Consider the following 19,832-nt stretch of genomic DNA (forward strand, 5'->3'; position numbering starts at 1 on the left):
GACATCTTCGCCTTCATCGAAGGCTTCTACAATCGAACGAGGCTCCATTCCGCCATCGGATATGTCGCGCCGATCGAGATGGAGCTAAAAGCTGCTTAAACCCGTCCACTTTTTCGGGGGAAGATCATGAGGGCTCTCTCCACTCGGGGAGTCCCAATGCAGAGGCACCCCACCCCCAGCCCTCCTCCGCAAGCGGGAGAGGGAGCGCAGCTCCGCCGGGGCTACCTTCAACCCGATCGGCGATTGCACTTGAGGGCCGCGGCGGCCGGCTGGCCGGCGGTCCGTTCGAAAGGATACCACCATGGAGATCACGACATTCAAGGACATGTACCTTGCCGAATTGCAGGAACTTGTCAGCGTCGAGCAGCAGCTTGGCGAGGCGTTGCTGCTTATGGCCAAAGCAGCCTCGCATCCTTCGCTAAGGGCTGCGTTGGAGCGGCATCAGCGGGAAACCATCATGCAGGAGGAGCGGCTGCGGTCGATCCTGCAGAAGCACGACGCCGCCGCAGAGCAACATACGGATCAGGCCATGCAGGCGCTGATCCATGAGACCGAGAAGATGTGCGTAATCCTGAAGGACGGCTACCTTCGCGACGCCGGCCTGATCGCCTCCGCACAGAAGCTCGAGCATTACGAGATCGCAGCCTATGGAAGCGTGGCCGCGCTTGCGGGCCAGCTCAACCTTCGTGAGGACCAGCGGCTGCTGCACGGCGCGCTCGATGAAGAAAAGCGGGCGGACGAATTGCTGACGACGCTTGCCAAGGGTGAAATCAACCAGGACGCGCTGGCGGCCTGATCGGCCGCGTGTCGTACGATGTTGCGCGATTCGCTGCCTCGGTAGCAGGCAAATTCGAAATACCCAGATGTCCCGTCGACACTAGGCTGGGTATGCTATTGTTCGGATTTGCAATGGGCGGTGCCGATGGGCTCGGTGCCGCTTGCCCAAGGAGGAAGCTCCGATGCGCAACGACAAGGAAGATGCGCTCAGCCATTCGCTGCGAAACCTGCATCCCGCTCGCTCCGCCCCCACTGAACGTCCGTCGCGCCGTACTGTGCTCCGGAACATTGGAATTGCCGGTCTGTCGCTTGCCGTATCGCCGGCCTTCGCCGAAGAAATGGTCAAATTGCCGTTTGCGAGCGGGCCGCGGGAACGGCCGATCACGCATGCTTTTCCGCAAAAAGGCGACATGATTCTGCAGCGGGTGCGGCCGGCGCTGCTCGAAACGCCGATGGAAGTGTTCGACCGCGGCGTCTTCACGCCGAACGATCAGTTCTACGTGCGCTGGCACTGGGCCGAGATCCCGAATTCGGTCGACGTGAACGCCTTCAGGCTTGCGGTGCGCGGGCATGTCGATCGGACGCTGTCGCTGTCGATATCGGACATCCTGCGCGACCTGCCGCGGGTGGAGCTTGCCGCGGTCAATCAATGCTCCGGCAATTCGCGCGGCTTCTTCGCACCGCGCGTGCCCGGCGCGCAATGGGCGAATGGCGCGATGGGCAACGCCAAATGGGCCGGCGTACGGCTGAAGGACGTGCTGGATCGCGCCGGCGTCAAGGCCGGCGCCGTTCAGGTCCGCTTCAAGGGATTGGACGAGCCTGTCGTCCTGGACGCTCCGACCTTCCGGAAGTCGCTTGCGATCGATCACGCCCGCGACGGCGAAGTGATGATCGCCTACGCCATGAATGGCGAGCAACTGCCGCTGCTCAACGGTTTCCCGCTGCGGCTGATCGTGCCGGGATGGTACTCGACCTACTGGATCAAGATGCTGAGCGACATCGAAGTGCTCGACAAGCCTGACGATAATTACTGGATGGCTGTAGCATATACGATTCCCGATACGCCGCATGCCAGCATCGTGCCGGGACAGAGCGGCGTGAAGATGGTGCCGATCAACCGCATGGTGCCGCGCTCATTCTTCACCAATATCACTGATGGCGCATCGTTCACCGCAGGCACGCGCGTGCCCGCTCGCGGCATCGCCTTTGGCGGTGACACCGGCGTCGCCAAGGTCGAGTTTTCCAGCGACGGTGGCAAGTCATGGCAGCCGGCTAAGCTTGGCGATGATTTCGGCAAGTACGGCTTTCGCCAGTGGCAGACGGACTTTGCGCTTGCCGACAAAGGCGATCACGCGCTGATGGTCCGCTGCACCAATTCCGCAGGCGAGGTCCAGCCGGACACGCCGAACTGGAATGGCAGTGGCTTCATGCGCAACGTCATCGAAACCGTGCAGGTCAAGGCATTCTAGGAGCTGATCATGCTGAAATATCTGGCTGCGATCGGCTGCTTCGGAAGCGCGCTGCTCTCCTCGACGCCGGCCTGGGTTCAGGATCTGCCGACGATCAAATCGACGACGGCGGAGCTGCCGGCAGGCGATGCCTTATTCCCCGGCGGCTCCAGTGCCGATGCGATCAACAACAATTGCCTCGCCTGCCACTCGCCCGACATGGTGCTGAACCAGCCGCCGCTGCCCAAGGCGACCTGGGAAGCCGAGGTGCACAAGATGATCAACGCCTACAAGGCGCCGATCGACGAGGCGGACGTGCCGGCGATCGTGAGCTATCTGGTGAGGACCAAGGGCAAGGATTGAGGGGCACGTGGGGAGCCGCGTACCCGGCCTATTCTCGATTGCGCGTCGGCCCGCTATTTTGCCGGCTCCAACACTTGCGCGATCGCATCGTCGACGCGCTCCAGCCAGATGAACTCCAGCTTGTCGCGCGCGCCTTGCGGAATGTCGTCGAAGTCGCGCCGGTTGCGCGCCGGCAGCATCACCCGGGTCAGGCCGGCGGCCGCGGCCGCGACGACTTTCTCCTTGATGCCGCCGACCGGCAGCACCAGGCCGCGCAGCGATATCTCGCCGGTCATCGCGGTGTCGTGCCTGACCGTGCGATTGGTGAGCAGCGAGGACAGCGCGGTGAACATCGCGACGCCGGCGCTCGGACCATCTTTCGGCGTGGCGCCCGCGGGCACGTGGACATGGATATCGCTCTTCTCGAACAGCGACGGATCGATCCCGAGCTGCGCGGCGCGGCTTTTCACCAGTGTCAACGCCGCTTGCACGCTTTCGCGCATGACCTCGCCGAGCTGGCCGGTGAGGATCAGGCCGCCCCTGCCGGGCACGCGTGTTGCTTCGATGAAGAGAATGTCGCCGCCGACCGGTGTCCAGGCAAGCCCGGTCGCAACGCCGGGCACGCTGGTGCGCAGCGCGATCTCGCCTTCGAAGCGCGGCTGGCCGAGCACGGTCGTGAGATCCCGAGCGCCGAGCGTCACCTTGGCTGAGCTGCCCTCCGCGATCTGCACCGCGGCATGGCGCAGCGCCTTGCCGATTTCGCGTTCGAGCGAACGGACGCCGGCTTCCCGCGTGTAGCCCTTGATGATCGAGCGCAGCGCTTCGTCCTCGATTGTCGCCTGCTCTGGTTTGAGACCGTTGGCCTCGAGCTGGCGGCGCACCAGGTAGCGCCGCGCGATCTCGAGCTTTTCATCCTCGGTGTAACCGGGCAGGCTGATGATCTCCATCCGGTCCAGCAGCGGTCCCGGAACCGTATCGAGCATGTTCGCGGTCGCGATGAAGGCGACGCGTGAAAGATCGAAGGGCACGCCGAGATAGTTGTCGCGGAAGGTCGAATTCTGTTCGGGATCGAGCACCTCGAGCATCGCCGCCGACGGGTCGCCCTGGATGCCGCGTCCCATCTTGTCGATCTCGTCGAGCATCATGACGCAGGCGCGGGAGCCGGCCTTCTTGATGCCCTGGATGATATTGCCGGGCAGGGCGCCGATATAGGTGCGGCGGTGCCCGCGGATCTCGGCTTCGTCGTGGACGCCGCCGAGGCTGACGCGCACGAACGGCCGGTCCATGGCGCGCGCGATCGACTGGCCGAGCGAGGTCTTGCCGACGCCGGGCGGTCCGACGAAGCACAGGATCGGCGCCTTGCCATGCGGCGCCAGTTTGCGGACCGCGAGATATTCGATGATCCGCGCCTTGATCTTTTCCAGCCCGAAATGATCCTCATCGAGGATGCGCCGGGCCTCGCGGATATCGATCGGCTTTTCGTCCGGCAGCGCCCAGGGCAAATCGATCAGCCAGTCGAGATAGCTGCGAACCATGCCGCCTTCGGCGGCGGCTTCAGGCATCCGCTCGTAGCGCCGCAGCTCCTTGCGCGCCTGGCCTTCGGCTTCGGCCGGCATCTTCGCCTTGTCGATGGCCGCGCTCAATTCCGCGACTTCCTGCGCCTTGCCTTCGCCTTCGCCGAGCTGGCGCTGGATGGTGGCCATCTGCTCGCGGAGCAGCACTTCGCGCTGGCGCTCGTCGAGGGCAGCCTTGGTCTTCTGGCCGATCTCGTTGCTCAGCCGCAGCACTTCGAGCCGCTCGGCGAGATAGCGCGAAACCTTGTCCATCCTGGCGGCGAGGTCGATGGTCTCGAGGATCTCCTGCTTCTCCTGCGGCTTGATGTCCATATAAGACGCCGTGAGATCGGCGAGTGCGCCGGGAGATGTCGTTGCCTGGAAAGCGCCGACCAGCTCGGGCGGCGCCTGCGGCAGGAGCTGGACCGCCTCGACGGCCTGTCTCTGCAGATTCATAAAGCGCGCCTCGATCTCGGGCGACGTCGTCGTCGGCTCCGGAATGTGAAGCACACGCGCCGCGGGGAATGGCGTGCCAGGCAGGAAATCAAGGATGCGGGCGCGCTGCACGCCCTGGCAGACGATGTGATGGGTTCCGTCGGGCGCGGTGATGTACCTGACGATATTGGCGATCGTGCAGACGCGGTGCAGGTCGTCCGGCGTGGGATCGTCGATGTCGGCGTTTCGCTGCAGCAGGATTCCAATCGGCCGCTGTTCGCGCAGTGCCTGTTGCGCGGCGGCGATCGACTTCGCGCGGGCGATGGCGACCGGAGCGATCACGGCCGGAAACAATACAATGTTGCGGACCGCGACGATGATCAGTGCATCCGAGGGGATCGTGACCGATTCCACTTTCGCACCGGCGGTGGCCGAACCGGGATTTTGACTATCAGGCGACATCATGAATTCTCACACGGATTTCGACAGGCGCAACACGACGCATCCATTCGAGGCGGTCCGGCTCACGGCGTAGCGTCCGGCCGGCAACGCAATGCGGCGCTCGAACCCGCCCTGCGGCAGCTCGAGCCGGTGGATCAGCGCATCGCGGAGCTCCGCGGGCAATATCCGGTGCCCTTTGATGATCAGCACGCCGTTCTCGATGATCGCCACCACCTGATCGGGATCGACGCCGGGCAGCGCCACGAAGATCAACAGCTCCCGATCGGTCTCCAGCACGTCGATCGGAGGCTCCCAATTGGGCTCGCGCGGACCGGCCGGCTGCAGGCTGAACAATCTTCGATGCAGCCGTTCGGCGCGCGCGAGCGATTCGATCGCTTCAGACAACATCCAGTTGACCGGATCTTTTGTCGGCATTTGTCGTTCCGCCTCCAGTAGAATTTGCAAGGCCGTTGCGTGCCTCAAACCTACTCCGAAAGCGCACGGCTTGCACAGGCACAATGGCAGCCGATCGCCCTTGACAGACGATCTGCTGGAACCGTTGGGCTGCGTCACCAAACCCCGAGCTGTGCCCCTGGGCAACAGGTTCAGATCATCGGTTCTGATCCAATAATCGAACGGCGGGGATGATGGCTGAAATCACCCTGACATCATCGCCAGAATTTCGTCGGCGACAATATCCGGCAGCTCCTCGTGGACGGCGAGCTTGCCCTTTGGCAGTTTCTTGACCTGGACGTTCGGGAGCCCGGTGAGGGCCTCGATCTCCGCGCGCGATTTCGGCGGCGTCTCGGCGCCGTAGATGACAAGGATCGGAATATCTGCGCGACGGGCGAGATCGAGAAACGCCGCGCGATTGTCGACGCGGTCGAGGGCGCCGGTCACGAAACGCACCGAACCGTGGCGGGCGCCTTCCGCTCGCGTGACGGCAAGCTTCGCGGCGAGGCGATCGCCGGTGAGCCAATCGGGATTGCTGTACACATGCCCGCGCGCCATCTTCGAGATCACGAAGCGACTGACATTCAGCCGGTAGAGCGGCGGCCCGATCAGAGGCTGATCGATCGCCGCGCGAATGCGGGCGAACCAGGGTCGCTCGCCACTCATCATGGTCGGCAATGGCCCGCGCCAGGTCGGCGCGATCAATACAAGACGTTCGATCGTGCCGCGATGGTTGGCCGCCTGGTGCAGCGCGTAGGTCGCCGCATGCCCGGCTGCGACGATCGTGTGAGGTGGCGAGACGATCTCGGTCAGGAACCAGTCGAGAAATGCCGAGAGCATATCCGGCAACCAGTTTGCGGATGGTCGTTCCAGGTCGCCAAACCCGGGCCAATCGACGGTTGTGACATGGAAACGGGAAGCAAGCCGATCGAGGAGAGGGCGCATTTCCTGCCGTGTCGAGATCGAACTCAGGGCCGGCAGAAGGACAACGGAAGCGCCCGGGCCGGCCTCATCGAGACCGAGCGTGACTTCACCGCTTCCGTACTGCCACTGGATCGTTCGCGTCATGCCACTTCCTTGCCGTCCACGCTGTCCGGCCCGTATCGATCCGTTACCACGACAGCAAGCAACGTTCTATCGCCGGCTTGAGTGTCGCCACTACCACAAGTTTGGTTCGATTTGATACTATTTCGGCTGTGGCCGCGACGCCGATGAAACTTGAACAGTAGCCACGCTTTTAGGTGGTGATTCCACGATCCCAGGGCTGGTGAGGGCCGGCGGATGCAATACCGCCATCTCTATTATTTCGTGAAGATTGTCGAGGCCGGCAGCTTCTCGCAGGCGGCGCGGACCATTCACGTTGCGCAGCCCGCGCTCAGCCAGCAGATCGTGGAGCTGGAAGCTTCCCTTGGCGTACCGCTGCTCCAGAGAAGCGCACGCGGGGTCAGGCCGACGGTGGTCGGCGAGAAGCTTTACGAGGAAGCTTCATCCATTCTGCGCAAGCTCGAAAACCTCCCCGGTCTCGTCCGTTCGAGTGTCGGCGATGTCGAAGGGCTGGTGGGCCTGGGCATGCCGGCGTCGCTTTCCACCACGCTGGTCGGACCGTTCATCGCGCAGTGCCGGGCGAAATACCCCAAGATCACGCTGAAGTTCATCGACGGCGACAGTGAATTCCTGCGCGAGGAGGTCGGGAAGAGCCGGCTGGATCTCGCGCTGGCGTTCGAGGACGAGTTCTTCCCGGTGGTTCTGCGGCAGCCTTTGTTTCGGCAGAACCATTATCTGATCAGCAGCCGGCACTCGGCTCACGCGACGGCCGGCCCCACGATCTCGCTCAAGGATGTCGCGAAAATCCCGCTGGTGCTGCCCGGTCCCTTGAACGCGCGGCGGATCGTGATTGATCGAACCCTTGCCGAGGCGGGCCTGTCTCTCAATCTGGCGGCGGAGGCCGTCACGGTCGCAAGCGAACTTTCTGCGGTCCGTTCAGGCGCGGCGAGCACGATCCTCAATCTCGGCGACATGTCCGGCTTTTCGCTGAATGATTTTGCGGAGCCGGCGTTGATCAAGCCGACCTTCTATCTGACCTGCTGCGTCATATGGTCGAACGAGTTTCCGCTCACGCTCGCCGCCGAGAGCGCCAAGAGCCTGCTGATCGATTTCCTGAAAGCGCATATTCACGCGAGCGGTGTGGCTGGCGTGAGGTCTCTTCACCTCTCCCGCTTGCGGGAGAGGTCGCTGCGCCGTTGGCGCAGCGGGTGAGGGCTCTCTCCCTACGGACAGTCCCATCGTGGAGACACCCTCACCCCAGCCCTCTCCCGCAAGCGGGAGAGGGAGCGCAGTATCCATGGCGGCTCACGCGGCGAGACTCGCCAACGCTTTCCAGTCGAAGTTGACGCCGTGGCCGGCGCGGGTCGGCGCCAGCGCCATGCCATCTTCGAGCACGAGCGGATGCTCGATATAGCGATCGAGGCCAAAGCCGTGCGCCTCGAGATAGGAACGGTTCGGGCAGGCCGCGAGCAGGTGCACCGTGATGTCGTGCGCGCCGTGACTGGTGACGGGAAGATTGAAGGCTTCGGCAAGCCGCGCAATCTTCATGAAGGAGGTCACGCCGCCGCAATTGGTCACGTCAGGTTCGGGATAGGAGACGGCGCCATTGGCGATATAGTTCTTGAACTCCCAGAGCGTGCGCAAGTTTTCTCCCGCCGCGATCGGCACGCCGCCGGCGGCGAGGATCCGGGCGTGGCCGGCGACGTCGTCGGGAATGATCGGCTCTTCGAGCCAGGTGAGATCAAAGGGCTGCAGCGCCCGCGCGGCGCGGATGGCTTCCTCCACCGTCCATTTCATGTTGGCGTCGGCCATCAACGGAAAGCCGTCGCCGAGATGCTTGCGCATCGCCTGCACGCGCGCGACGTCGGAGCCGAGATCGGGACGGCCTACCTTCATCTTGATGGCGCGAAAGCCCTTGCCCAGATTATCGTCGGTCTGCTTCAGCAGGGCCTCGACTGACAGATCGAGGTCGATGCCGCCGGCATAGCAGGGGACGCGCTGATCGAACCCGCCGAGCAGCCGCCAGAGCGGCAGCGCGGCGCGCCGCGCCTTCAAGTCCCAAAGGGCGATGTCCAGCGCCGAGAGCGCAAGCACGGTGGGGCCACCGCGCCCGCCATAATGCAGGCGCCACCAGACGTGGTGCCACAGCGCTTCGGTATCGTCGGCCTCGCGGCCCTCGATCAATTCGGGAACCTCACGGCGGAGGATGTCGGCGATGGCGCCGCCATTGCGGCCGACCGTGTAAGTGTAGCCTATGCCCTCCGCGCCGTCGGAATCGCGTACACGAACCGTGATAAGCTCGAACGCGTTGATTTCGCCATGCGTGCTGTCGGACAGCGTGACCGACAGCGGAATCCGGTAGAGTCCGGTCTCGATAGTCTTGATCCGTGCCATTGCGTTTCCACCTGTTTTTTCGGGCAGGTTAGGACGGGGGCGGCGCATGGACAATCCCCTCCGGCCGCGAGCGCGTTGCCGCTGCCGGCCGTGCGATTTTGAAAGAGTCTTGGCAGGTTCGGGAAGACCCTCCGATGCTCCGGAGGGATAGTGGTGGCTACAGGACAGAATTATCCATCGTCATCGTGAGGTCTGAATGCCCGAGCCGCGTCCATCTCCCGCACGTTCCGTGCTGGGATCACTCGTGCTGATCGGCGTCGTCATCGCCGGCAGCGCGGCCGCCTTCGCCTACACTGCGGGATGGCTTTCGCCGGAGCGCCTGACGCCCTGGAAGATGTTGGAGGCGCTGGCGCCCCCCAGCGGCCCGGCGCTTGGTTACCGCCGCAATCACGCCAAGGGCATCTGCTTCACCGGCGTTTTCGAATCCAACGGCAATGGCGCGGCGATCTCACGCGCCTCGGTCCTTGCCGCCGGCCAGTATGCGGCGCTGGGACGTTTCAATCTGGGCACGCCCAATCCGGATGCCGCGGATGCATCGGTCCGCGTGCGCGGCCTGGGATTGCGGATCATGCCGCCGAATGGCCAGGAATGGCGCATGGCGATGATCAATGCGCCGGTCTTTGCCGCTTCAACGCCCGAAGGCTTTCACGAACTCCTGGTCGCAGCGGGCAGCAAGGACCCCAACGCCATGAAGGTGTTTGCCGAAGCGCATCCGGAGTTTGCGCCATTCGGCGCCTGGGCCAAGAATGCGCCCTGGACCGGCAGCTATGCGGAGGATCGCTTCAACGGCCTCAACAGTTTCATCTTCACCGACAACTCCGGCGCCGATCACGCGGTGCGATGGTCGTTGCTGTCGCAGGCGCAAGTGGTTCCGGTGACGCAAGATGATCTCAAGAAGCTTGATGCTGACTTCCTTGAACAGGAGATTACGCAGCGGGTTCGCACTGGCCCGCAACGTTGGACCATGACGGTGACCGTCGCCAATCCCGGTGATCCCACCGCAGATCCGACCAAGGCATGGCCGGAGGATCGTCGCACCATTGAGGTCGGCACCCTGGTCGTGCAGCGGATCGAGGCCGAGGCGGATGGTCCTTGCCGCGACATCAACTTCGATCCGACCGTGCTGCCGCCGGGCATGCGCACCTCGGACGATCCGTTCCCGGCGGCCCGCTCATCGGTCTACGCCAAGTCGTACGATCTCCGCACGGCGGAGGCCAAGGATTATCCACGAACCGTAACGGGCCCGAAGCCATGAACGCTATCCGCCACCACTTCTCTCCCCTTCAGCGCGTGCTGCACTGGGTCATGGCAGTCTGCATCCTGACGATGCTCTTCATTGGCGTCGGCATGGTATCCACGATCATGCCGAAATACGTGCCGCTGGTCTCGATCCACAAGACGCTCGGCAGCATCATCCTGGTGCTGGCGCTGATCCGCCTGGTCACGCGTTTCTATTACGGCGCGCCGCCGCTGCCGGCCGACCTGCCCGAGCCGATGAAGCTCGCTGCCGAATTGTCGCATTATGCGCTCTATGCTCTCATGATCGGCATGCCGCTGCTCGGCTGGGCCATGCTGTCGGCATCGGCCTATCCTGTTGAGCTCTACGGCGGCATCTACCTTCCCGCGATCCTGCCGCAGAGCGACAGCCTGCGCACGCTGTTGTGGAATGCGCATTTCTATCTGGCCTTCGCATTCTTTGCGCTGATCCTGATGCATGTTGCCGCCGCGCTGTTCCACGCGCTGGTCCGGCATGACGGCGTGTTCGCGGCGATGGCGCCGGTGCCGATCCGCGACGATGGCACGCGGGTCGAGTACACAGCGGCTGAGTGAGATCACAAGACGCACTTGCGCCGGTACGGGCAAGTGCGTCTTGACGTTTGCCAGCGAGCGGATCGCGCCGACAACATTTATTCGGCAGCGTGCAAAGTCGAAATTGCCCTTTAGTTACAGAAATACGCAGACAGGCTCTGCCTCTATGGTTCGCACGACGCAACCTGGAGTCTTCGGACATGAAACACCTCAAAGCCTGCCTCGCCTTTGCGGCCGCTCTTTCGCTCGTTTCGGCAGTTATCCCGGCGCGTGCCGAGCCGCTCAAGAACATCGTGCTGGTGCATGGCGCCTGGGTGGACGCATCGGGCTGGAAGCCCGTGTATGAAATCCTCACCAAAGAAGGATTCCATGTCACCATGGTGCAGGAGCCGGAAACCTCGTTCGCCGATGACGTGACGGCGGCGAAGCGAATCCTCGACTTGCAGGACGGCCCGACGCTGCTCGTCGGCCATAGCTATGGCGGTTCGATCATCACGGAGGCCGGCGTTCATCCGAAGGTGATCGGTCTCGTCTACGTCGCCGCGCATGCGCCCGACGTCGGCGAGGATGAAGGCGCGCTTGGCAAGAAGATGCCGAGCGTGCTGGCCAAGACGGAAGGCGCGATCAAGAAGACGCCGGATCAATACACCTATCTCAACCCGCCGGATTTTCCCAAGCTCTTCGCACCCGACCTGTCGCGCGAGCGGGCGGAATTTTTCGCGCGCTCCCAGGTATTGGCCGCGGCTCAGGTCTTCACCACGCCGCTGACCGCAGCTGCCTGGAAGACCAAGCCAAGCTGGGGCATCGTCGCCGAGAGCGACCAGATCATCAATCCCGATCTCGAGCGCTGGTACTACGCCCGCGCAAAGAGCCACACCACCGAGATCAAGGGCGCCAGCCACTCCGTCTACGAATCCCATCCGAAGGAAGTGGCGGCCGTGATCACAGAAGCTGCTCGCAACGCTGAAAAGTTGGCCGCGCGGTGACAAGAAGGTTGCGAATGACGCATGGGGCTCCGGCGGGACAGGGTTCTCACACATGCCCGCCGGAGCGCCTCAGTGATCCAATCGGGTCCGACGCATATCGTTAGGGAATGCCGGATCCAGGAGCATGGCGAATGAGGAATTGGCAGCAAGGCCGGCAAGCACGCGATGCCCGCATCGAGGCCGGCGCGAAACTGGCGAAGGGTAAGATCGTCGAAGCACGCGACGCCACCCGCCTGATGGAAGCGGTGATACGGCCGGGCGACCGGGTGTGCCTCGAGGGCGATAACCAGAAGCAGGCGGACTTGCTTTGTCGCGCGCTGCTTGCCGTCGACCTCGCCAAGGTGAACGGCCTGCATATGGTGCAGTCCGGCATCGTGCTGCCGGAACATCTCGACCTGTTCGACCGCGGCGTCGCAAAGAGGCTCGATTATGCCTATTCCGGGCCGCAGTCGGCGCGCATCGCGCGCATGCTGTTCGGCGGCAAGATCGAGCTCGGCGCCGTCCATACCTATCTCGAATTGTTCGCCCGCTATTTCATCGACCTCACGCCGCAGGTTGCGCTGATCGCCGCCGTCAGCGCCGACCGCGACGGAAACCTCTATACCGGGCCGAACACCGAGGACACGCCGACGGTGGTCGAGGCCACAGCCTTCAAGAACGGCGTCGTCATCGCCCAGGTCAACGAGATCGTCGACAAGGTGCCGCGCGTCGATATCCCGGCCGACCGCGTGCAGTTCGTGGTCGAGGCCGACAAGCCGTTCTTCGTCGAGCCGTTGTTCACGCGCGATCCCGGCGCCATCACCGAAGGACAGATCCTGACCGCGATGCTGGCGATCAAGGCGATCTACGCGCCCTATGGCGTGCAGCGGCTGAATCACGGCATCGGCTTCTCCACCGCCGCGATCGAGCTGTTGTTGCCGACCTATGGCGAGCGGCTGGGATTGAAAGGCAAGGTCGCAAGCCATTTCGCCCTCAATCCCCATCCCGCGCTGATCCCCGCGATCGAATCGGGCTGGGTCGAGCAGATCCATTGCTTCGGCTCGGAGGTCGGCATGGACGACTATATCCGCGCCCGATCCGACGTCTTCTTCACCGGGCCAGACGGCTCGCTGCGCTCCAACCGCGCCTTCTGCCAGACCGCCGGCCTCTATGCCTGCGACATGTTCATCGGCTCGACCTTGCAGATCGATCTGCGGGGCAATTCCTCCACCGTCACCACATCGCGCATTGCGGGCTTCGGCGGCGCGCCGAACATGGGCGCCGATGCCCGCGGGCGGCGCCATCCGAGCACACCCTGGCTGCAGGCCGGCCGCGAGGCCGATCCCGACGGCTCGGCGCTGCTCCGCCGTGGCCGCAAGCTGGTGGTGCAGATCGGCGAGACCTTTGGCGAGAAGAACGCGCCGCTGTTCGTCGAGAAGCTCGACGCGCTCGCGCTCGCCGAGAAGCTCAAGCTCGATCTCGCCCCGGTGATGATCTATGGCGACGACGTTACACATATTGTCACGGAGGAGGGCGTCGCCAATCTCCTGCTGTGCCGTGACGAGAATGAGCGCGAACAGGCGATCCGCGGTGTTGCTGGCTACACCGATGTCGGCCGTAACAGGGACAGGAAAATGGTGCAGCATTTGCGCGAGCGCGGCGTGATCCGCCGGCCGGAGGATCTCGGCATCGATCCGCTCGACGCCGACCGCAGCATGCTGGCGGCGCGCTCGATCAAGGATCTCGTACGGTGGTCGGGCGGGCTCTACGCGCCGCCCTCGCAATTCCGCAACTGGTGAGAGGATAGCCGCAATGGAAGACCTGAGCTTTCACCATCCGGCCCGTAGCCGTGCCGGCGGGACCAGGCAAATGGCCATCATCGGCGTGGTGGCTTCAGGCAATCTGGAAGTGCTGGCGGAGCGCGTGTTGCCGGAAACCGAATGCCGGCTGGAGATCAAGACTGCGGCCGAAGGCTTTGGCGAGGTATGGGACGCCGTGGTCGCCGCCTTCGTCGAGCGCTACTCGCCCGGCGGGCTCAAATTCTCTATCAACGACGGCGGCGCGCGGCCTGACACCGTGTCGCTGCGTCTCGCCCAGGCTGTCCGGCTGATGGCGGAGGACGAGCAATGAGCGTCGCGGATCTGGAAAAGCCATCGGTGGAGCAGGCGCGAGCGACGAGCTTCTACGAGGCATCAGCGCGGGCGCGGATCCGGCTATTGCTTGATCCCGGAAGCTTTGTCGAATTCATCGGCCCCGAGCAGCGCGAGGTCAGCCCGCATCTGAAACTGTTCGACCTTCCCGAGCAGTTCGACGACGGCATCATCGTCGGCCACGGGCGCCTTGCGGGATCGCCGGTGTTCATCGCGGCACAGGAAGGCCGCTTCATGGGCGGCGCTTTCGGCGAGGTCCACGGCGCCAAGCTGACGGGATTGCTGCGCGCGGCGAAGGAGATGAAATCGATCCCGGTATTGATCCTGCTCGACACTGGCGGCGTCCGCCTGCAAGAGGCCAATGCGGGCGAGCTTGCGATTGCCGAGATCATGCGCGCGGTGATCCAGGCGCGGACCGCAGGCGTGAAGGTGATCGGGCTGATCGGCGGCCGTTCTGGATGTTATGGCGGCGGTGGATTGATCGCGGGCTGCTGCTCGGCGCTCGCGGTGTCCGAGCAGGGACGTATCGCCGTCTCCGGTCCTGAGGTCATCGAGACCAATCGCGGCGTGGAAGAGTTCGACTCGCACGACCGTGCCCTGGTCTGGCGCACAATGGGCGGCAAGCACCGGCGGCTGATCGGCGGCGCCGAACTCTTTGCCGACGACACCGTGCAAGCCTTTCGTGAAGCCGCCCTCGAATTGCTTGAGACCACCGCGGGCTTTGGCATCGACACGTTGAATGCCGAGCAATCGCGCCTTGAAGATCGATTGCGACGCTTTGGCGCCTGCCGGGATGCGGTCGAGATCTGGGCGGCGGAAGGCGTTCCGGACGCTGCGTCGGTTCCAGCGCTGCCAGCCGATCAGTTCATCGAACTTGCCGACAAGCTCCGGAGGATTGCCCGTGACGCTCGATAGGATTCTCGCCTCGATGTTTCCCGACGGCCATGACGTGAAGAACGATGGTGGCGTTCTGCTCGGGTCCGGCACGCTGCGATCCGGCGATCGCGCCCTGGTCATCGGTGTCGCTGATAGAACCGCGCTCGGTGTCGACGAGGCGATCAGGCTCTCCAGCGCCGTTCTCGGTTCGATCAAGAATGGAAGCGGCCCGATTCTGGTCGTCGTCGACAGCGACAGCCAGCGCATGAGCAAGCGCGATGAGCTTCTGGGATTGAACGAGTTCCTGGCTCATCTCGCCAAGTCGCTCATCCATGCGGATATCGAGGGCCGGCCTACGATCGGGCTGCTGTATGGCCATTCGGCGGCGGGAGCCTTCCTCGCCACCGCGCTTGCGACCCGCGTGCTGGTGGGATTGCCGGGCGCGGATCCGGCGGTGATGGATCTGCCGTCGATGTCCAAGGTGACGAAATTGCCGATCGAGGTGCTTGAGCAGAAGGCCAAGTCCACGCCGGTGTTCGCTCCCGGCCTGCAAAATCTGGTTCAGCTCGGGGCCGTGCATGTCACCTGGGACGACAAGGTCTCGCTGGCCGATCAACTGGAGAAACTGCTGCGCAACATGTCCGATGCGCGCGACCGACGCGACACGCTCGGCAAGGAACGCGGTGGCCGCATGAAGGCCGCCGATATCGCGGAGCGCGTTCGTGAGCTCACCATGCAAACCCGCTGAGGGACCGATGAGGCGCCATGACCTGATCTTTGTCCGCCCCGAGAGCTGGTGCACAGCGCTCGCTGCGCGGAGCGATCTGGTGGCCGATCCGTTGGTCGCGCTATGGGTCGAGAACGGCTGGCCGTTGATCGGCCGGCGTGCCACGCCTTGCGAGCGTCACGGCGTGGCGGTGGGCCTGCCATTGCCGCCTTTTGCCGGCAAGCGGCGGCTTTCCTTCCTGATGCAGGCCGAAGACGTGATCTCGATCGCGCCGCCGCCCTCGTTGGGAGCGGCCGCTCGGAAGGCGCCGCCCGCGTGGCGGCCGACGCTCGAACGTCTCGATGAACTCGCTTCGCTTCATGCGGTGGACGCAAGGGTGTTCGGCAGCCTTGCCTGGCGGGTGTTGACTGGACTGGATTATCTGACCGATCGCTCTGATCTCGATCTGCTGCTGCGCATTGGGCGCGACACGGATGTTGAAGGTCTCGTCGCTAGTATTGCCGAGATCGAGGCGCGAGCGCCGATGCGGCTCGATGGCGAACTGGTCCGCGACGACGGCGCCGCTGTGAACTGGCGGGAGTTGCACGCGGATGCGGACCGGGTCCTGGTCAAGACCATCGATAGCGTCGCCTTGCTCGATACGAGTCTCTTCCTCGCCGGGGAGATGCCGTCATGACGCTGGCTCTGGCATGGAGCGCGCAGCAGCGGGCACCTCTTCCACAGGTGAAGGCGCCGTGCGCGCCCAATGCGGCGGCAATCGCGGCAAGCGCCGTGGATTGCCTGCTGCTGGAAGTGGAGACATGGCCGAAGCCCGGCCTCGTGAGCCATGTCGATCGCGGCAGTCACGAGGATATGGATGCCGAGACACTGCGCGTCAGTGCTGAAACCATAGGCCCGTATTTCGCTGCGTTGGCGGAAGCCGGCGCCGGCGGCTGCGCGATGGAGCAACTGAGGATCATCGGTCTCAAGGCCGAGGCGGCGATGTTTGCTGCGACCTCGGGCATCAACACCCATCGCGGCGCCATCTTCGGCCTTGGACTGCTGTGCGCGGCGGCCGGAGCAAGGAGCAACGGGCAGGTCGATCCCGCTTTGTCGCTCGGAGCAACCGTGACGCGCCTGTGGGGCAGCAGCATCCTCGGTGGACCTGTGCTGCTCCACAGCCATGGCATGAAAGCCCGTCGTCGCTTCGGTGCCGGTGGCGCGCGCGTGGAAGCGGCCAAGGGATTTCCCAGCGTCTACCACGTCGGCCTGCCGGCCTTGCACAGGGGAGCTTTCGTTACCGCCGATGACACCGAGGCCGCGCGGGTCGAAGCATGCTTCGCGCTGATCGCCGCGGTCGAGGACACCAACCTGCTGCATCGCGGCGGGCTGGACGGTCTCTTGTTTGCGCGCCGCGTGGCGCGGCAGTTTCTCGGCCAGGGCGGCGTAGGTGCGCCGGATTGGCGGGAGCGCGCCCGCGCCATCCACGATAGCTTCATCGTGCGCCGGCTCAGCCCCGGCGGATCGGCCGATCTGTTGGCCATGACCCTCTTCGTCGACGCCCACGAGAGGTCCTGTCGCTGATGTCCAATGCGATCCTGCGCTGGCGCCGGTGTTCTTCGTGATGCTGGGCTGGCTATGAGTCTCGCAATCCTCTGCTCCGGGCAAGGACGGCAACATCGCGATATGTTCGCCCTGACCGGCGATGCGCCGGAGGCCGCCAGCCTGTTTGCCCATGCGGCGACGCTGCTCGGCGGCCGGGATCCGCGTGAGATCGTCCGTAGCGAGAGCGCGGAAGTGCTGCACCGCAACCGCATCGGCCAGATCCTCTGCACGCTGCAGGCGCTGGCCGCAGCGTCTGTGCTGCGCGACCAAATGCCGGACCGCCTCATCGTTGCCGGCTACAGCGTTGGCGAGGTGGCGGCCTGGGGCGTCGCAGGCCTTACGAGCATGACAGATACGCTCGACCTGGTGGCCCGCCGCGCGGAAGCGATGGACGCCGCCACGCGGCCCGGTGACGGAATGGTCTTCGTTCGCGGCCTTCCACGCGATGCCATCGACACCTTGTGCGAACGGCACGATGCCGCCGTCGCCATCGTCAATCCGGGCGATGCCTTCATCCTGGGCGGAAGCCGCGCAACATTGAACGCGCTCGCCGATGACGCGAAAGCGATGAATGCGGCCAGGGTTGTCGACGTACCGGTGGAAGTTGCCTCCCACACTCCGCGGCTTGCCAAGGCGTCGACGGAATTCCGCGACAGGTTAAGCCATGCTGCCGTGGCGGCATTGCCGGCCGCCGGCACCCGGCTCCTCAGCGGAATTGACGCTGCGGCCGTCATCGATGTCAAAGCCGGTCTCGACAAGCTGGCGGCCCAGATCTCGCAGACGGTGCAATGGGCCGATTGCCTGCAGGCCTGCATCGAGAGCGAAGCGACGGTGTTCTTGGAACTCGGGCCGGGCGGGGCGCTGAGCGAGATGGTGGCTGGCGCCTATCATGACGTCGCGACGCGATCCCTGGAGGACTTCCGGACGCTGGACGGCGTTCGCGCCTGGCTGACTACCCATCTGGATATTCGGTTCTGATTCAATCGGAACCGAATATTTTCGGTCGCCGACGCGCGGCTTCTCACGCAAAGATTATCGTCGTGCGGGCATTACGACGGTTCGTCGTTGGTAGCGAACATTCGATGAGGCATTTATATGACGTACATAATTGCAACTGACACCCCGCGCACGAGGAGATTCGGCGAATGACGATTCCTGCAGCCGAGACGTTTGGTGCAACCTGGCCCTTTGCGCCGCACTATTTTGACGGGAACGGCTTTCGTATGCATTATGTCGACGAGGGCGACGGCGATCCCATCGTTTGTCTGCATGGTGAACCGACCTGGGGCTATCTATATCGACACTTTATTCCGCCGCTTTCTGCGACGCACAGGGTGATCGTTCCCGATCACATGGGCTTCGGCAAAAGCGAGACTCCTCGCGATCGCGAGTATTCGCTGAAAGCCCATGTCGACAACCTTACGAACCTCATCGAAACGATCGATCTGAGGAACATCACCCTGGTCATGCAGGATTGGGGCGGACCGATCGGTTCGGCCTTCACACTGCGACACCCCGACCGCGTCAAGCGCTTGTTCCTGCTCAACACATTGGCGGGCTATGGCAACGCGGAGTTCGATGCGCTGACGCCCTGGTTTCAGTTTGTCCGCAAGCATTACGAAGCCGGCACGCTTGGCGAGGTGTTGGGACACCTGGACGTCAACATTCTCAGCATCATGAAGATCATTGGTCTTGAGAATCTGTCGGCAGTGAATTCCGAATGGCTCGCGGCCTACGGTTCGGCCTTTCCAGCAAAAGAGGACTGCATCGGAGCGATCGAGTTCCCGCTCGATGTGCTGCTCGGTCGGATTGCTCCATACGTCGTTGAAGGCTTTCCACTCGTCGACAATCTGAAGTCAAAGCCAGCAATGCTCGCCGTTGGTATGAAGGACAGAGCTATCTCGCCGGCGGTCCAAATCGCCGACTTCAGGGGAATATGGCCGGACCGGCCCATCATCAAGCTGCCCAATGCCGGCCACTTCAGCCAGGAGGATGCGCCAGATGTCCTCGTTGCCCTGATTCAGCTCTTCGTTCAGGGCAAGGAGTGATCGCGCACAACGGGATGGTCGACGCCGCTCGTTAGCTGCTACTCGAATGACGCGTCGAAGATCTCGATGTCGATCAGCGCGGGCTTCGTAACCAGAGTGCCATCGGGCTGACGCGACAGGCAGCGCCGGAGCGTGGGGATGACGATTTCGTTGAACTTCTGATGCGCCCAGGTCAGGTGCGCGATTGCCACGCCCGCCGCCTGGTAGTCCAATCGCCGCTGAAGCCCATCGTCATCGAAGTAGAAGATCTGCTCCCGGGAATGCGTAACGATGGTCGGTGGAAATATCGCGCGGAGACGCCGCCAGATCTGGCTGCCGGTGTTCCAGGGAGGCAGTTCTTCGGTCTCAATTTCCGGTTGCGCCAGCAGAAATGGGGTCGTCAGACAGTTCCAGAGCGAGAGGCCGCAAAAATAGGCCAGGCGCAGATCGTCCCACGGCATCTCGTCGTGGTGATCCGAAAATGCCGTCTGCGGGTCGCGGCATGATCGCAGGATCTCGCCTTGCAGGCTCTGGATGGCAACCCAGTCGGGCTGGTACAGGCCGCATCTGTCGGGGGCGGTGAAGCCGGTGAATTGCAGCGTCTGGACCTCGGTCGAACCTTCCATGACCATGTCCTTGAGCCGCCCTGCATTGCCGATGCGGGAGAACAGCGCGCCATCGACGGAAAGGTGGACGGTGAATCTCTTCAACCGGCGCCATCGTTCCAGCCCACCGCAGGCATCGAGGGCGTCATCAAGCAATGCCATTCGCAAATCCCGTCTTCGACCAGCCCCAAGATCGTACAGA

General features: G+C 63.7%; 20 protein-coding genes. 15 read left to right on the forward strand and 5 right to left on the reverse strand.

Features of this window, described 5'->3' with window-relative positions:
• The first annotated feature begins 301 nt into the window (after positions 1-301).
• The 3 genes from ACZYOF_RS17380 (at position 302) to ACZYOF_RS17390 (ending at position 2,588) form a co-directional block, all read left to right on the forward strand.
• Positions 302-796, forward strand: coding sequence for a YciE/YciF ferroxidase family protein (locus ACZYOF_RS17380; RefSeq protein ID WP_130579041.1), 495 nt, complete (start codon positions 302-304; stop codon positions 794-796).
• Positions 797-959: 163 nt separating this feature from the next.
• Positions 960-2,246, forward strand: a complete 1,287-nt coding sequence (locus ACZYOF_RS17385) for a molybdopterin-dependent oxidoreductase (RefSeq protein ID WP_463716515.1) — start codon at positions 960-962, stop codon at positions 2,244-2,246.
• A 9-nt stretch (positions 2,247-2,255) separates the two neighbouring features.
• The gene (locus tag ACZYOF_RS17390; RefSeq protein WP_463716516.1) at positions 2,256-2,588 is read left to right on the forward strand and encodes a c-type cytochrome; all 333 of its coding nucleotides are present in this window, start codon (positions 2,256-2,258) and stop codon (positions 2,586-2,588) included.
• Between the two features lie 53 nt (positions 2,589-2,641).
• Here ACZYOF_RS17390 and lon read toward each other — a convergent pair whose 3' ends face one another.
• From lon to ACZYOF_RS17405, 3 genes are all read right to left on the reverse strand, one after another.
• Positions 2,642-5,017: an endopeptidase La gene (gene lon / locus ACZYOF_RS17395; protein ID WP_463716517.1), complete on the reverse strand. Its 2,376-nt coding sequence runs from the start codon at positions 5,015-5,017 to the stop codon at positions 2,642-2,644.
• Between the two features lie 9 nt (positions 5,018-5,026).
• The gene (locus ACZYOF_RS17400; protein ID WP_463716518.1) at positions 5,027-5,431 is read right to left on the reverse strand and encodes an Hsp20/alpha crystallin family protein; all 405 of its coding nucleotides are present in this window, start codon (positions 5,429-5,431) and stop codon (positions 5,027-5,029) included.
• A gap of 222 nt (positions 5,432-5,653) precedes the next feature.
• Positions 5,654-6,517, reverse strand: coding sequence for an alpha/beta fold hydrolase (locus tag ACZYOF_RS17405; RefSeq protein WP_463716519.1), 864 nt, complete (start codon positions 6,515-6,517; stop codon positions 5,654-5,656).
• A 213-nt stretch (positions 6,518-6,730) separates the two neighbouring features.
• Here ACZYOF_RS17405 and ACZYOF_RS17410 point away from each other — a divergent pair, with 213 nt between their 5' ends.
• A complete protein-coding gene (locus tag ACZYOF_RS17410; RefSeq protein WP_463716520.1) occupies positions 6,731-7,705 on the forward strand; it encodes a LysR family transcriptional regulator in 975 nt (324 codons plus the stop codon).
• 93 nt (positions 7,706-7,798) lie between these two features.
• Here ACZYOF_RS17410 and ACZYOF_RS17415 read toward each other — a convergent pair whose 3' ends face one another.
• Positions 7,799-8,887 carry a mandelate racemase/muconate lactonizing enzyme family protein gene (locus ACZYOF_RS17415; RefSeq protein ID WP_463716521.1) on the reverse strand — a complete coding sequence of 363 codons (1,089 nt, stop codon included), beginning with the start codon at positions 8,885-8,887 and terminating at the stop codon, positions 7,799-7,801.
• Positions 8,888-9,083: 196 nt separating this feature from the next.
• Here ACZYOF_RS17415 and ACZYOF_RS17420 point away from each other — a divergent pair, with 196 nt between their 5' ends.
• The 11 genes from ACZYOF_RS17420 (at position 9,084) to ACZYOF_RS17470 (ending at position 19,046) form a co-directional block, all read left to right on the forward strand.
• Positions 9,084-10,142 (forward strand): catalase family peroxidase, encoded by a 1,059-nt coding sequence (locus ACZYOF_RS17420; RefSeq protein WP_463716522.1) that lies wholly within the window; start codon positions 9,084-9,086, stop codon positions 10,140-10,142.
• Positions 10,139-10,717 carry a cytochrome b gene (locus tag ACZYOF_RS17425; protein ID WP_463716523.1) on the forward strand — a complete coding sequence of 193 codons (579 nt, stop codon included), beginning with the start codon at positions 10,139-10,141 and terminating at the stop codon, positions 10,715-10,717. Before ACZYOF_RS17420 ends, ACZYOF_RS17425 begins: the two co-directional genes overlap by 4 nt.
• Before the next feature lie 179 nt (positions 10,718-10,896).
• Positions 10,897-11,682, forward strand: a complete 786-nt coding sequence (locus ACZYOF_RS17430) for an alpha/beta hydrolase (protein WP_463716524.1) — start codon at positions 10,897-10,899, stop codon at positions 11,680-11,682.
• A 131-nt stretch (positions 11,683-11,813) separates the two neighbouring features.
• The gene (gene mdcA, locus ACZYOF_RS17435; RefSeq protein ID WP_463716525.1) at positions 11,814-13,460 is read left to right on the forward strand and encodes a malonate decarboxylase subunit alpha; all 1,647 of its coding nucleotides are present in this window, start codon (positions 11,814-11,816) and stop codon (positions 13,458-13,460) included.
• A gap of 13 nt (positions 13,461-13,473) precedes the next feature.
• Positions 13,474-13,791, forward strand: a complete 318-nt coding sequence (mdcC, locus tag ACZYOF_RS17440; protein WP_463716526.1) for a malonate decarboxylase acyl carrier protein — start codon at positions 13,474-13,476, stop codon at positions 13,789-13,791.
• Positions 13,788-14,726, forward strand: coding sequence for a biotin-independent malonate decarboxylase subunit beta (locus tag ACZYOF_RS17445; protein WP_463716527.1), 939 nt, complete (start codon positions 13,788-13,790; stop codon positions 14,724-14,726). The genes mdcC and ACZYOF_RS17445 overlap by 4 nt, the downstream gene beginning before the upstream one ends.
• The gene (gene mdcE / locus ACZYOF_RS17450; RefSeq protein ID WP_463716528.1) at positions 14,713-15,435 is read left to right on the forward strand and encodes a biotin-independent malonate decarboxylase subunit gamma; all 723 of its coding nucleotides are present in this window, start codon (positions 14,713-14,715) and stop codon (positions 15,433-15,435) included. Before ACZYOF_RS17445 ends, mdcE begins: the two co-directional genes overlap by 14 nt.
• On the forward strand, positions 15,410-16,090 hold the full coding sequence (gene mdcG, locus ACZYOF_RS17455) for a malonate decarboxylase holo-[acyl-carrier-protein] synthase (protein WP_463716529.1): 681 nt from the start codon (positions 15,410-15,412) through the stop codon (positions 16,088-16,090). The genes mdcE and mdcG overlap by 26 nt, the downstream gene beginning before the upstream one ends.
• On the forward strand, positions 16,087-16,977 hold the full coding sequence (gene mdcB / locus ACZYOF_RS17460; RefSeq protein ID WP_463716530.1) for a triphosphoribosyl-dephospho-CoA synthase MdcB: 891 nt from the start codon (positions 16,087-16,089) through the stop codon (positions 16,975-16,977). The genes mdcG and mdcB overlap by 4 nt, the downstream gene beginning before the upstream one ends.
• A gap of 54 nt (positions 16,978-17,031) precedes the next feature.
• On the forward strand, positions 17,032-17,976 hold the full coding sequence (locus ACZYOF_RS17465) for a malonate decarboxylase subunit epsilon (RefSeq protein ID WP_463716531.1): 945 nt from the start codon (positions 17,032-17,034) through the stop codon (positions 17,974-17,976).
• Positions 17,977-18,221: 245 nt separating this feature from the next.
• On the forward strand, positions 18,222-19,046 hold the full coding sequence (locus tag ACZYOF_RS17470; protein WP_463716532.1) for an alpha/beta fold hydrolase: 825 nt from the start codon (positions 18,222-18,224) through the stop codon (positions 19,044-19,046).
• A 38-nt stretch (positions 19,047-19,084) separates the two neighbouring features.
• On the opposite strand, the gene ACZYOF_RS17475 is transcribed toward ACZYOF_RS17470, so the two are convergent.
• Positions 19,085-19,792, reverse strand: coding sequence for a hypothetical protein (locus tag ACZYOF_RS17475; protein ID WP_463716533.1), 708 nt, complete (start codon positions 19,790-19,792; stop codon positions 19,085-19,087).
• Positions 19,793-19,832: the final 40 nt, after the last annotated feature.

The sequence above is a fragment of the Bradyrhizobium sp. LeoA1Lang genome (assembly GCF_055413685.1).